Source organism: Pseudomonas sp. TH07 (genome assembly GCF_016651285.1).
In the GTDB taxonomy this organism is placed as follows: Bacteria; Pseudomonadota; Gammaproteobacteria; order Pseudomonadales; family Pseudomonadaceae; genus Aquipseudomonas.
Genome location: NZ_JAEKED010000001.1, coordinates 3,335,495 through 3,347,976 on the forward strand (window position 1 = coordinate 3,335,495; position 12,482 = coordinate 3,347,976).

Annotated in this window: 12 protein-coding genes; 6 read left to right on the forward strand and 6 right to left on the reverse strand. The window is 62.5% G+C overall.

Going from position 1 to position 12,482, the window contains the following annotated elements; genetic code table 11:
* The first annotated feature begins 55 nt into the window (after positions 1-55).
* The gene (locus JFU57_RS15535; RefSeq protein ID WP_078473245.1) at positions 56-943 is read left to right on the forward strand and encodes a LysR family transcriptional regulator; all 888 of its coding nucleotides are present in this window, start codon (positions 56-58) and stop codon (positions 941-943) included.
* Between the two features lie 85 nt (positions 944-1,028).
* Positions 1,029-2,153 carry a GNAT family N-acetyltransferase gene (locus tag JFU57_RS15540; RefSeq protein WP_201129937.1) on the forward strand — a complete coding sequence of 375 codons (1,125 nt, stop codon included), beginning with the start codon at positions 1,029-1,031 and terminating at the stop codon, positions 2,151-2,153.
* A gap of 17 nt (positions 2,154-2,170) precedes the next feature.
* On the opposite strand, the gene aqpZ is transcribed toward JFU57_RS15540, so the two are convergent.
* From aqpZ to JFU57_RS15565, 5 genes are all read right to left on the reverse strand, one after another.
* A complete protein-coding gene (aqpZ, locus tag JFU57_RS15545; protein WP_201129938.1) occupies positions 2,171-2,866 on the reverse strand; it encodes an aquaporin Z in 696 nt (231 codons plus the stop codon).
* A gap of 183 nt (positions 2,867-3,049) precedes the next feature.
* Entirely contained in the window at positions 3,050-4,882 is a 1,833-nt protein-coding gene (locus tag JFU57_RS15550) for an ABC transporter ATP-binding protein (RefSeq protein ID WP_078473248.1), read from the reverse strand.
* An 88-nt stretch (positions 4,883-4,970) separates the two neighbouring features.
* The gene (locus JFU57_RS15555) at positions 4,971-5,534 is read right to left on the reverse strand and encodes a peptidylprolyl isomerase (protein ID WP_201129939.1); all 564 of its coding nucleotides are present in this window, start codon (positions 5,532-5,534) and stop codon (positions 4,971-4,973) included.
* Positions 5,535-5,537: 3 nt separating this feature from the next.
* Positions 5,538-6,341 carry an alpha/beta fold hydrolase gene (locus tag JFU57_RS15560; RefSeq protein WP_078473249.1) on the reverse strand — a complete coding sequence of 268 codons (804 nt, stop codon included), beginning with the start codon at positions 6,339-6,341 and terminating at the stop codon, positions 5,538-5,540.
* A 29-nt stretch (positions 6,342-6,370) separates the two neighbouring features.
* Entirely contained in the window at positions 6,371-7,294 is a 924-nt protein-coding gene (locus JFU57_RS15565) for a LysR family transcriptional regulator (protein ID WP_201129940.1), read from the reverse strand.
* A gap of 49 nt (positions 7,295-7,343) precedes the next feature.
* On the opposite strand from JFU57_RS15565, the gene JFU57_RS15570 reads away from it, so the two are divergent.
* From JFU57_RS15570 to JFU57_RS15580, 3 genes are all read left to right on the forward strand, one after another.
* Positions 7,344-7,658, forward strand: a complete 315-nt coding sequence (locus JFU57_RS15570) for a 3-phosphoglycerate kinase (protein ID WP_078473889.1) — start codon at positions 7,344-7,346, stop codon at positions 7,656-7,658.
* 159 nt (positions 7,659-7,817) lie between these two features.
* The gene (locus JFU57_RS15575; RefSeq protein WP_078473890.1) at positions 7,818-8,417 is read left to right on the forward strand and encodes an FMN-dependent NADH-azoreductase; all 600 of its coding nucleotides are present in this window, start codon (positions 7,818-7,820) and stop codon (positions 8,415-8,417) included.
* 197 nt (positions 8,418-8,614) lie between these two features.
* Positions 8,615-9,481 (forward strand): carboxylate/amino acid/amine transporter, encoded by an 867-nt coding sequence (locus JFU57_RS15580; protein ID WP_078473891.1) that lies wholly within the window; start codon positions 8,615-8,617, stop codon positions 9,479-9,481.
* A 146-nt stretch (positions 9,482-9,627) separates the two neighbouring features.
* Here JFU57_RS15580 and JFU57_RS15585 read toward each other — a convergent pair whose 3' ends face one another.
* Entirely contained in the window at positions 9,628-10,926 is a 1,299-nt protein-coding gene (locus tag JFU57_RS15585) for a mechanosensitive ion channel family protein (protein ID WP_078473892.1), read from the reverse strand.
* 193 nt (positions 10,927-11,119) lie between these two features.
* On the opposite strand from JFU57_RS15585, the gene JFU57_RS15590 reads away from it, so the two are divergent.
* Positions 11,120-12,466, forward strand: a complete 1,347-nt coding sequence (locus JFU57_RS15590; RefSeq protein ID WP_078473893.1) for a DEAD/DEAH box helicase — start codon at positions 11,120-11,122, stop codon at positions 12,464-12,466.
* Positions 12,467-12,482: the final 16 nt, after the last annotated feature.

The following is a 12,482-nucleotide window of genomic DNA, read 5'->3' on the forward strand; positions in this document are numbered from 1 at the left end:
TCCATGCCCCTATACTTGAAACATTGTTTGATGAGGCTTGACAGTGAATAACCCTTTGCACGCCCACCTGAACCGGGTGCAGACCTTTCTCGCGGTGGTGGATTTCGCCTCCTATACCAAGGCCGCCCATTACCTGGGCATGAGCAAAGCCATGGCCAGCCTGCATGTGAAGGCCCTGGAGCAGGCACTGGGCAGCACCTTGCTGATCCGCAGCACGCGCCGTGTTTCCCTGACTGAAACCGGCCAGGACTTCTATCAGGAGTTCAAGGGCATCGTCGCCAGTATCGACAATGCATTTGACAATGTTCTGAACGGTCACGGCCGTGTCGCGGGCACGTTGCGCTTCAGTTCCACCGGCGAATACGCCGAGAAATTTGTCTTGCCGCTGTTACCCCTGTTTGCCGCGCGCCATCCCGAGGTGCGCCTGAGTTACCACTTCAACTCATCCTTGAATGACCTGGTGGCGGAAAAACTCGACCTGGTGATTCGCCTGGGCAACCTCGGCGACTCGGCGTTCAAGAGCCGCAAGCTTGACGAATACGAGATTGTGCTGGTGGCCAGTCCGGCATTCGCCCAGGGGGTTGCGGTGCACGTTCCCCAGGACTTGAGCCGGCTGCCGTGGATCACCCATAACACGCTGCAGGGGCCGCCCAGCTGGACCTTCAGCCACCCGGTGCGGGGCGATGTCGAGGTCACGCTCAACAGCCAGCATGAGTCCAACGCGTCGACGGCGATTCGCGCGCTGACCCTGGCCGGCCTCGGGGTGGCGGTGCTGCCGGCCTGGATGGTGGACGACGATCTGGCCCAGGGGCGCCTGGTGCGCTTGCTGCCCGAGTACGGCCTGCCGAGGCAGTCGGTGCAGGTGGTGTTTCCCAACAGCGCGCACCTGCCGGCGAAATCCCGGGCTTTTATCGATTTTCTGGCGCTGCACCTGGGCCGTTGAGCCTGCCCCGGCGGTTTTTATTTCGGCGCGCCGGACGATGGGGGATACTCGGCCGGTGCTTGGGCCATCAATACCGGGGAACGCAATGCCGCTTCAATCCTTGAACAGTCTCTCTGCCGTCGACCCGCAACAGTGGGATGCCCTGGTGGCCGATGCGCAGCCGTTTTTACGGCATGCCTTTCTCAGCGCCCTGGAAGACAGCCGCAGTCTCGGCCCGCGCTCCGGCTGGCAGCCCGAGCACCTGTTGCACGTGGAAGACGGGCGTTTGCTGGCGGCGTTGCCCAGTTATCGCAAATGGCATTCCTATGGCGAGTACGTGTTCGATCACGGCTGGGCCGAGGCTTGCGAGCGTGCCGGGATCGACTACTACCCCAAGCTCCTGACCGCCGTGCCCTTCAGCCCGGTCAGTGGCCCGCGGGTGCTGGCGGCCAGCCAGGAGGACGCCTTCGAACTGCTTAAAAGCCTGCCCGGCTACCTGGAGATCGAGCAGCTTTCCAGCGCCCATATCAATTTCACCGACCCCTTTGCCGACGCCGCCCTGGCCGGGCAGGCGGGTTGGCTGCAGCGCCTGGGGTGCCAGTTTCATTGGCAGAATCGCGGGTACCGGGACTTCCAGGATTTCCTCGACACCCTGGCGTCGCGCAAGCGCAAACAGATGCGCAAGGAGCGCGAGCAGGTGGCGGGGCAGGGCATCGAGTTCCAGTGGCTGGGCGGGCATGAGCTGGATGAGGCGCAGTGGGATTTTGTCTACGCCTGCTACGCCAATACTTACGCCGTGCGGCGCCAGACGCCCTACCTGACCCGGGCCTTCTTCAGCTTGCTCGCCGAGCGCATGCCCGAGGCCATTCGCGTGGTCCTGGCCAAGCAGGGCCCGCGGCCGGTGGCCATGGCCTTCAGTCTGGTGGGTGGCGACAGTTTCTATGGACGCTACTGGGGCTGCCTGGCGGAGTTCGATCGGCTGCATTTCGAAACCTGTTTCTACCAGGGCATGGATTACGCCATCGCCCACGGTCTGCAACGCTTCGACGCCGGGGCCCAGGGCGAGCACAAACTGATTCGCGGTTTCGAGCCGGTGATTACCCATTCCTGGCACTACTTGCGCCATCCTGGGCTGAATGCGGCGGTGAAGGATTTCCTGCAGCAGGAACGGCTCGGCATCCTGGCCTATGCCGAGGAAGCGAGGGCCGCCTTGCCTTATCGGCAAGCCTGACCCTCGCGGTCAGCGCGCTAGCGGTCTTCCCGGCCCAGCCAGCGATAAAGCCCGCCACCGATCACCGCACCCAAGATCGGCGCGACCCAGAACATCCACAGCTGCTGGATCGCCCAGCCGCCGACAATCAGCGCCGGGCCGGTACTGCGCGCCGGGTTGACCGAGGTGTTGGTGACCGGGATCGAGATCAGGTGGATCAGGGTCAGCGCGAGGCCGATGGCGATCGGCGCAAAGCCTGCCGGGACCCGTTTATCGGTGGCGCCGAGGATGATCACCACAAACATCAGGGTCATCACCACCTCGCAGACAAAGCCCGCTGCCATCGAGTAACCGCCCGGCGAGTGCGCGCCGTAGCCGTTGGACGCCAGGCCGCTGGACAGCTCGAAGCCGGGTTTGCCGCTGGCGATGTAGTAGATCAGGGCCGCCGCGACAATCCCGCCTATCACTTGCGCCACCACATAGGCTGGCAGCTCCCTGGCCGGAAACCTGCCACCCACCACCAGCCCCACCGACACGGCAGGGTTGAGGTGACAACCGGAGATATGGCCGATGGCGAACGCCATCGTCAGAACAGTGAGGCCAAACGCCAGGGCCACACCCAATACACCGATCCCCAGGGGGGAAGACGCGGCCAGCACTGCGCTGCCACACCCACCCAGAACCAGCCAGAACGTACCCAGCAACTCAGTGACTGAACGCTTGAACAGAGACATGAGGTGAATCCTTGATAGGACGACCTATCGATTCGATAACGCCATGATGCGTCCCTGCAGATGAACTACAGGTTCTGCGCCAGAACCTAGGGTGAGTACAGCAGGATTCTGGCCGAATTCCAGCGCCCATAAAAAAGCCAGAGCCCTCTACACACAAGGGCTCTGGCTGGTTTTGCAAGGCTGTTAGTCGATGCCGACAAAACCCCCGGTCTGGTGCTGCCACAGGCGTGCGTACAAACCGCCATGGGCCAGTAATTGGGCATGGCTGCCGCTTTCGGCGATGCGGCCTTTTTCCAGGACCACCAGGCGGTCCATGCGGGCGATGGTCGAGAGCCGGTGGGCGATGGCGATTACGGTCTTGCCCTGCATCAGGGTTTCCAGGCTCTCCTGGATCGCCGCTTCGACTTCCGAATCCAGGGCCGAGGTGGCCTCGTCCATGATCAGGATCGGCGCGTCCTTGAGCAGCACCCGGGCAATGGCGATGCGCTGGCGCTGGCCACCGGACAACTTGACCCCGCGCTCGCCGACATGGGCGTCAAAACCGCTGCGGCCTTCGGAGTCCACCAGTTGCGGAATGAACTCGTCGGCCCGGGCCTTGCGCACGGCCTCCCACAGTTCCTCGTCGGTGGCGTCGGGCTTGCCGTACAGCAGGTTGTCGCGGATCGAGCGGTGCAGCAGCGAAGTGTCCTGGGTGATCATGCCGATGTGTTCGCGCAGGCTCTCCTGGGTGACTTCGGCGATGTCCTGGCCATCGATCAGGATGCGCCCGCCCTGCAGGTCATAGAGCCGCAGCAGCAGGTTGACCAGGGTCGACTTGCCCGCCCCGGACGGGCCGATCAGGCCGATCTTCTCGCCAGGCCGGATCACCAGTTCGAGACCACCGATGACCCCCGATTGCTTGCCGTAGTGAAAGTCCACCTGCTCGAAGCGCACTTCGCCCTGGGTCACGGCCAGGCGTGGCGCCTGTTCGCGGTCGGTGACACTCAGGGGCTGGGCGATGGTCTGCAAGCCGTCCTGGACCATGCCGATGTTTTCGAAGATGCCGTTGACCACCCACATGATCCAGCCCGACATGTTGACGATGCGGATCACCAGGCCGGTGGCCAGGGCAATGGCGCCGACCGAAATCAGCGACTGGGTCCAGAGCCACAGGGCCAGGCCCGTGGTGCCGACGATCAGCAGGCCGTTCATGCTGGTGATGACCACGTCCATGCTGGTGATGACGCGGCTGGCCAGCTGGGTTTTTTCGGTCTGCTCGGCAATCGCTTCGCGGGCGTAGTTCTGTTCGAACTGGGTGTGGGCGAACAGCTTGAGGGTGGTGATGTTGGTGTAGCCGTCGACGATGCGCCCCATCAGTTTGGAGCGTGCATCGGAGGACACCACCGAGCGGTCCTTGACCCGAGGCACGAAGTAGCGCAGCGCACCGATGTAGCAGGCGATCCACGCCAGCAGGGGGATCATCAGGCGCCAGTCGGCCTCGGCGAACAGCACCAGGGCGCTGACCGCATAGATCAGCACGTGCCACAGGGCGTCTACGGCTTGCACCGCCGAGTCGCGCAGGGAGTTGCCGGTCTGCATGATGCGCTGGGCGATGCGCCCGGCAAAATCGTTCTGGAAGAAATTCAGGCTCTGCTTGAGCACGTAACTGTGGTTCTGCCAGCGGATCATGCTGGTCATGCCGGGGCTGATGGTCTGGTGCACCAGCAGGTCATGCAGGCCGACGAACAGCGGCCGCAACAGGAGCGCGACCACGGCCATCCAGATCAGCTCGGTGCCGTGGATCTTGAAGAAGTCCACATTGGGCGTCCCCTGGGCCAGATCGATCAGGCGGCTCAGGTAGCTGAACAGCGAGACCTCGATCAGGGCCACGAACAGGCCCACCACCAGCAGGGCGGCGAAGCTCGGCCAGACTTGCTTGATGTAGTACAGGTAGAACGCCAGGACCCGGTTTGGCGGTGCAGCCGTGGGGGCGTCGCGGAAGATGTCGATCAGTTGTTCGAAACGGCGATAGAACATTGGGTTTGGTGCCCGCAGGGCGGGCTCTCCTGGTCAAGATATGAGCGGCCGCACGGCACGGTACGACCGCTCCTGACGCCTTGCCTCTTTAGTCGATGCGCTTGGCCGACTTGATCAGCACAGGGTCGATCGGCACATTCTGCATGCCTTGTTTGGTGGTGGTCTGGGAGTTGACGATCTGGTCGACCACGTCCATGCCATTCACCACTTTGGCGAATACCGCGTAGCCGGCATCGCGGCCCGGGTCGAGGAAGGCGTTGTCGGCCACGTTGATAAAGAACTGGCTGGTGGCCGAGTTCGGGTTCGAGGTGCGGGCCATCGACAGGGTGCCACGCACGTTGTGCAGGCAGTTGCTGGCTTCGTTCTTGATCGGGTCGCGGGTGTCTTTCTGATTCATCTGTGCAGTGAACCCACCGCCCTGGACCATGAACCCCGGGATCACCCGGTGAAAGATGGTGTTGCTGTAGAAGCCGCTGTCGACGTATTCAAGAAAGTTCTTGCTGGAGATCGGTGCCTTGACCGGGTCCAGTTCGATTTCGATCTTGCCGAAGCTGGTGTCCAGCACGACGTGGGGAGCCTTGGCCGGTTGTGCGGCCATCAGGTTGGCGGCGAACAGAACGGAGCCGGCGACGAGGGCGATTTTTTTCAGCATGGGTCAGTGATCCTGGGTGGTGGTGTCGACTGTGGTTAAAAACTCGAGCAGGGTTTGATTGAAGCGGTGTGGCTGGTCCAGCGGGGTGGCGTGGCGTGAATCGTCGATCACCACCAGTCGTGCGTGGGGCAGCAATTTCACGTAGGCCTCTTTCTGCGCCACCGGGGTGTAGTCGTGGTCGGCGCTGACGATCAGGGTTGGACAGGGAATGCGGGAAAGTCGTTCCTTTACCCCCCAGCCAACAATGGCGTCGAAGCTGGCGAGATAAGCACGTTTGTCGTTTTTTGCCCAGCGTTCGGCCATCTTTTGCCGCAGCTCGGCCTGCTCCGGCTTGGGGAACAGGTTGCGGCCCAGGGCCTGGCCGATGGTCGCCAGGCCCAGTACTCGGGCCAGGCTCCAGCGCTTGAACCATTGCCAGTAATCGGCGCGACTGCGCAGCTTGACCTCAGGCCCGCTGTTGACGATGCACAGGCTCCTGAGCAGTTGTGGGTGATCGACTGCCAGTTGGAAGCCGATCATGCCGCCCATGGAAAGCCCGACCAGGTGCGCGGGCGCAAGGTTCAGGTGCTCGATCAGGGCGACCAGGTCGGCACTGAACCCGGCAATGCTGTAGCGCTCGTGGGGTTTGTCGGAGCGCCCGTGGCCACGCACATCGGGCACGATCACCCGGTAACGGGCCGCGAGATCGGCGATCTGCATCTCCCAGTCCAGGGTGCTGGAGCCCAGGCCATGCATCAGGATCAGCGGTGTGCCCTGGCCGTATTCCTCAAAGTGCAGGGTGCATCCTTCATGTTCGAAATAGGCCACGGCACAACTCCTGTTCGGGCGGGTGGGGGTCAGGCTTGTTTGGGGGCGGCGAAGGGCGCATCCAGCGGCGCTGTGTCAAAGGTGCGCAGCAGCTCCACCAGAATCTGAGTGGCCGGGCCCAGGGGCTTGTCCTTGTTCGAGTACAGGTAAAAGGTCGGGTGCCGGCTGCCGCCTTGTTCCATCGGCAGCACCTTGAGTACGCCTTCGCGGATTTCCCGTTCGATCAGGTGCCGGGGCAGCCAGGCAAAACCCAGGCCGCTGCCGACGAAGGTGGCGGCGGTGGCCAGGCTGCCCACGGTCCAGCGCTGTTCGGCGCCGAGCCAGCCGACATCCCGGGGTTGCTGGCGGCCGGAGTCGCGGATCACCACTTGCAGCTGGCTTTCCAGGTCCTGGAAATTCAGCTCGCGTTGCAGGCGATGCAGGGGGTGTTCCGGGTGCGCCACGGCGACGAATTCCACCGAGCTCATTTCCGTGCCCAGGTAGCCGGGGATGCTGAAGCTGCTGATGGCCAGGTCGGCGACGCCTTCGAGCAGCACCTCCTCGACCCCGGACAACACTTCCTCGCGCAGTCGTACCCGGCAACCGCGGCTCTGGGGCATAAAGGCGGTCAGGGCCCGCACCAGGCGCGCATTGGGATAGGCGGCGTCGACCACCAGCCGCACTTCGGCCTCCCAGCCTTGCTCCATGTGATGGGCCAGGTCTTCCAGCTGGCTGGCCTGCTTCACCAGTTGCCGCGAACGCCGCAGCAAGACGCCGCCGGCTTCGGTCAAGACCGCCTTGCGGCCGTCGATGCGCAACAGTGGCACGCCCAGTTGATCCTGCATGCGGGCCACGGTGTAACTGACGGAGGATTGCGAGCGATGCAGCGCCTCGGCAGCCTGGGCAAAGCCGCCATGGTCGACCACGGCCTGCAGGGTTCGCCATTGATCGAGGGTAACGCGGGGCGCTTTCATGAGGGGCTCCTCTTGTCCTAAGCTGGCGCTCCACATTGGAGACTGCCGAATGAAAAAATTCTGTTGTGCGCTGTTGGCCCTGCTGCCACTCAGCGCCTTTGCCTACCCGATCGATGTCGAGAAACAGCTCAATGGCCTGAGCGTCGACTACACCGCCTTCGACACCGACCAGGACATTGGCTCCATCCAGTTGAACAACTTCGGCAAGACCGATGTGCTGTGTTCGGTGGTGTTTCGCAACGGCCCCGAAGCACCGCGCACGCGCAAGGTGGAAGTCGCCGCGGGGCAGAGCAAAAACGTCACCGCCAAGTTCAACCGCAAAATTATCAAACTGCGGCTGGACCTGAACTGTTCCGCCAAGTGATCCCGGTGTGCCCGGCCTGTAGGGCTTATGCCGGGTATGCTGCGCTTATAAACGAATTTGTTGATTGGTTATAGCAGTTATTTGCGCTTTTTCATCGATATCACTCTGTTTAGTCTCTCCTCCATCGACTTACGCACCCCCCGATGGAGGCTTCAGCCCATGTCCCGCGTCCTGATCATCGAAAGCAGCGCCCGCCAGCAAGATTCCGTGTCTCGCCAACTGACCCAGACCTTTATCAGCCAGTGGCAAGCCGCCCACCCAGGCGACGAAGTCACCGTGCGTGACCTGGCGCGCCAGCCGGTGCCGCACCTGGACGCCGACCTGCTGGGCGGCTGGATGAAGCCTGCGGAACAGCGCAACGCCGGCGAACACGCTTCCCTGGAGCGCTCCAACCAATTGACCGACGAACTGCTGGCTGCCGATGTACTGGTACTGGCTGCGCCGATGTACAACTTCGCCATCCCCAGCACTCTGAAGGCCTGGCTCGACCATGTGCTGCGTGCCGGCGTGACCTTCAAATACACCGCCACCGGCCCCCAGGGCCTGCTGACCGGCAAGCGTGCCTACGTGCTGACCGCCCGCGGCGGGATCTACGCCGGCAGCCCGGCCGACCATCAGGAACCCTACTTGCGCCAGGTGCTGGGGTTCATCGGCATCCACGATGTCGAGTTCATCCATGCCGAGGGCATGAACCTGGGCGGCGACTTCCAGGAGAAGGGCCTGAACCAGGCCAACGCCAAGCTGGCCCAGGTCGCCTGATCCGTTAATCGTCAGATAATCGCGCAGTGCTTAAGTAACGCCTGCGCTCCCCCTTCAAGCGGTTCGCGCATCGAACCTCCCTTTGCACTTGTTGCTCCTGAGTGCTCCTGCCCGATCGAACGCATGGCGAGATCGGGTTTTTTTTGCCTGCGAATCGGCAAACCGCTATCGTCGCCGCCATTCCAGACGAGGCGACCATGGGCTATCTACTTTTTGTCACGCTGATCCAGGCGTTTTCCTTCAGCTTGATCGGCGAGTACCTGGCCGGTCATGTCGACAGCTATTTCGCGGTGCTGGTGCGGGTGGTGCTGGCGGGGCTGGTGTTCATTCCCCTGACTCGCTGGCGCCAGGTCGAGCCCAAGTTTATGCGCGGCATGCTGGTGATCGGTGCCTTGCAGTTCGGCGTGACCTACGTCTGCCTGTACCTGAGCTTTCGTGTGCTGACGGTGCCGGAGGTGTTGCTGTTTACCATTCTCACGCCGTTGCACGTGACCCTGATCGAAGACGCCTTGAACCGACGTTTCAACCCCTGGGGCCTGCTGGCGGCACTGGTGGCGGTGGCGGGTGCGGCGGTGATCCGCTACGACCGCATCAGCCCGGATTTCTTCTTCGGCTTCCTGTTGCTGCAACTGGCCAACTTCACCTATGCCGCCGGGCAGGTGCTGTACAAGCACCTGGTGGCGCGTCACCCCACGGATCTGCCGCATTACCGGCGTTTTGGCTATTTCTACCTGGGGGCGCTGGCGGTAGCGTTGCCGGCGTTTCTGTTGTTCGGCAAATCCAACTTCCTGCCCGAAGCGCCGCTGCAATGGGCCGTGCTGCTGTTTCTCGGTCTGGTATCCACGGCGCTGGGCCTGTACTGGTGGAACAAGGGCGCATGCCTGGTGAACGGTGCGACCCTGGCAGTGATGAACAACCTGCACGTGCCGGTGGGGTTGCTGATCAACCTGTTGATCTGGAACCAGCATGAAGAACTGGGGCGGTTGTTTTTCGGGGCTTTGGTGATCCTGGCGGCGGTATGGATCAGCCGACGTGGCAACACCTCACAGCCTCGATCCACCTGAAACCCAGCGGCGGTTCAACGGGCGGCTACGGACCTGTAGCCGCTGCCGAAGGCTGCGCTGGCCGGCTCCGAACCCATCAATCCACCTGACACCCCACGGCGGTCTCCCGGGCCAGCGCAGCCTGGCGGCAGCGGCTAAGGGGTACATCAGATTGCGCGTTTTTCCGCTTCGGGAATTGCGCTGGCCCCCAGCACCGCGGGCAGCAGGCCGGCGCGCAGGTCGTTGCCGCTGGGTTGCTGGTACAGGCTCAGGCCGAATTCCGGCATCACCGCCAGCAGGTAATCGAAGATATCGCCCTGGATCCGCTCGTAATCGGCCCAGGCCGTGGTGCGGGTGAAGCAGTAGATTTCCAGGGGGATGCCCTGGGCGGTGGTCTGCATCTGCCGGACCATGCAGGTCATGTTCGGCTGGATCTCGGCGTGGCTCTTCAGGTACGCCAGGGCGTAGGCGCGAAAGGTGCCGATGTTGGTCATGCGCCGACGATTGGCCGACATGGCGGCGACGTTGCCCTGGGCTTCATTCCAGCTTTTGAGCTCGGCCTGCTTGCGGCTGATGTAGTCGGTCAGCAGGCGGACCTTGCTCAGCCGCTGCTCTTCATCGTCATGCAGGAAGCGCACGCCGCTGGCGTCGATAAACAGGCTGCGCTTGATCCGCCGCCCACCTGATTGCTGCATGCCGCGCCAGTTCTTGAACGACTCGGACATCAGGCGCCAGGTCGGGATCGAGACAATGGTCTTGTCGAAGTTCTGCACCTTGACCGTGTGCAGGGTGATGTCCACCACGTCGCCATCGGCGCCGACCTGGGGCATTTCGATCCAGTCGCCGACCCGCAGCATGTCGTTGCTGGTCAACTGCACGCTGGCCACGAACGACAGCAGGGTGTCCTTGTAGACCAGCAGGATCACCGCCGACATCGCCCCCAGGCCAGACAGCAGCAACAGCGGCGATCGGTCGATCAGGGTGGCGACAATGATGATCGCGCCAAACACATACAGCACCATCTTCGCCAACTGCACATAGCCCTTGATCGAGCGGGTGCGGGCGTGTTCGGTGCGGGCGTAGATGTCCAGCAGGGCATTGAGCAGGGCGCTCAGGGCCAGGACCTGGAACAAAATGGTGAAGGCCATCGCCACGTTGCCCAGGAACACCAGACTGGCCTTGCTCAGTTCCGGCACCAGGTGCAGGCCGAACTGCACCACCAGCGACGGAGTCATCTGTGCCAAACGGTGAAACACCTTGTTGTGGCGCAGGTCGTTGATCCAGTGCAGGGCCGGTTGGCGCCCCAGCAGTTTGGTGACGTGCAGCACCACATAGCGCGCCACTCGTCCGAGAACCAGGGCTACCGCCAGCAGCAGGGCCAGGGCCAGGCCGGAAAGCAGGAACGGGTGCTGATCAAGGGCGCCCCAGAGGTCTTGGGTGTTGAGCCAGAGCTGTTTGAAATCCATAAGCTAAAACGATTCTTCTGTAAGACAAGTTCGGTCGATTAGAGCATTTAAGCCGTAAAAAGTGACGGTTGCCGACAAACCCGCTGACAAAAAACCATCGGTTTAGCGCCGTTCGCGCAAAGAAACTCGGCCTCGGCGCTCGAAACCGGTAACCTATGCAGCTGTTTTTTTGCATATCTTCGAGGTAGCACCCGTGTTTTCCCAATTCGCCCTGCACGAACGCCTGCTCAAAGCCGTGGCCGAGCTTAAATTTGTCGAGCCTACGCCTGTGCAAGCAGCGGCTATCCCGCTCGCGCTCCAAGGGCGTGACCTGCGGGTGACAGCTCAAACCGGCAGCGGCAAGACTGCGGCTTTTGTCTTGCCGATCCTCAATCGCCTGATCGGCCCGGCCAAGGTCCGCGTCAGCATCAAGACCCTGATCCTGCTGCCGACCCGCGAACTGGCCCAGCAGACCCTGAAGGAAGTCGAGCGTTTCTCGCAGTTCACCTTCATCAAGTCCGGCCTGATCACCGGCGGTGAAGACTTCAAGGTCCAGGCCGCCATGCTGCGCAAGGTGCCGGACATCCTGATCGGCACCCCGGGCCGCATGATCGAGCAACTCAACGCCGGCAACCTCGATTTGAAAGAAGTCGAAGTACTGGTACTCGACGAAGCCGACCGCATGCTCGACATGGGGTTTGCCGAAGACGTGCAGCGCCTGGTGGAAGAGTGCACCAACCGCCAGCAAACCATGCTGTTCTCGGCCACCACCGGCGGTTCGGGCCTGCGCGAAATGATCGCCAAGGTCCTGAACAACCCGGAGCACCTGCAGCTCAACGCCGTCAGCCAGCTAAACGCTACCACCCGTCAGCAAATCATTACCGCTGACCACAACCAGCACAAAGAACAGATCGTCAACTGGCTGTTGGCCAACGAGACCTACCAGAAGGCCATCGTGTTCACCAACACCCGGGCCATGGCCGACCGCATTTACGGCCGCCTGGTGGCGCAGGACTACAAAGCGTTCGTCCTGCACGGCGAGAAAGACCAGAAGGACCGCAAGCTGGCCATCGACCGCCTGAAGCAGGGCGGGGTCAAGATCCTGGTGGCCACCGACGTAGCCGCACGCGGCCTCGATGTGGACGGCCTGGACCTGGTGATCAACTTCGACATGCCACGCAGCGGCGACGAATACGTGCACCGTATCGGTCGTACCGGCCGCGCCGGCAATGATGGCCTGGCCATCTCGCTGATCTGCCACGGCGACTGGAACTTGATGTCGAGCGTCGAGCGCTACCTCAAGCAGAGCTTCGAGCGCCGCACCATCAAGGAAGTCAAAGGCACCTACGGCGGACCGAAAAAGGTCAAGGCTTCGGGCAAGGCCGTGGGCGTGAAGAAGAAAAAGGTCGACGCCAAGGGCGACAAGAAGAAGACCGGGGCCAAGGCTCCAACCAAGCGCAAGATCGCCAATCGGCCAAAAACCGATGCCCTGTCGCTGGTCAGCAAGGACGGCATGGCGCCGCTCAAGCGCCGCAAGCCGGAAGCTCCAGCCGCTGAATAAGCGCCTGGCGTGACCC

Coding starts and splice junctions, on each gene's coding strand:
- JFU57_RS15565 (WP_201129940.1), bottom strand. CDS start 7,294: ATGAAAGCGCCCCGCGTTACCCTCGATCAATGGCGAACCCTGCAGGCC.
- JFU57_RS15580 (WP_078473891.1), top strand. CDS start 8,615: ATGGGCTATCTACTTTTTGTCACGCTGATCCAGGCGTTTTCCTTCAGC.
- JFU57_RS15540 (WP_201129937.1), top strand. CDS start 1,029: ATGCCGCTTCAATCCTTGAACAGTCTCTCTGCCGTCGACCCGCAACAG.
- JFU57_RS15570 (WP_078473889.1), top strand. CDS start 7,344: ATGAAAAAATTCTGTTGTGCGCTGTTGGCCCTGCTGCCACTCAGCGCC.
- JFU57_RS15550 (WP_078473248.1), bottom strand. CDS start 4,882: ATGTTCTATCGCCGTTTCGAACAACTGATCGACATCTTCCGCGACGCC.
- JFU57_RS15575 (WP_078473890.1), top strand. CDS start 7,818: ATGTCCCGCGTCCTGATCATCGAAAGCAGCGCCCGCCAGCAAGATTCC.
- JFU57_RS15585 (WP_078473892.1), bottom strand. CDS start 10,926: ATGGATTTCAAACAGCTCTGGCTCAACACCCAAGACCTCTGGGGCGCC.
- JFU57_RS15555 (WP_201129939.1), bottom strand. CDS start 5,534: ATGCTGAAAAAAATCGCCCTCGTCGCCGGCTCCGTTCTGTTCGCCGCC.
- aqpZ (WP_201129938.1), bottom strand. CDS start 2,866: ATGTCTCTGTTCAAGCGTTCAGTCACTGAGTTGCTGGGTACGTTCTGG.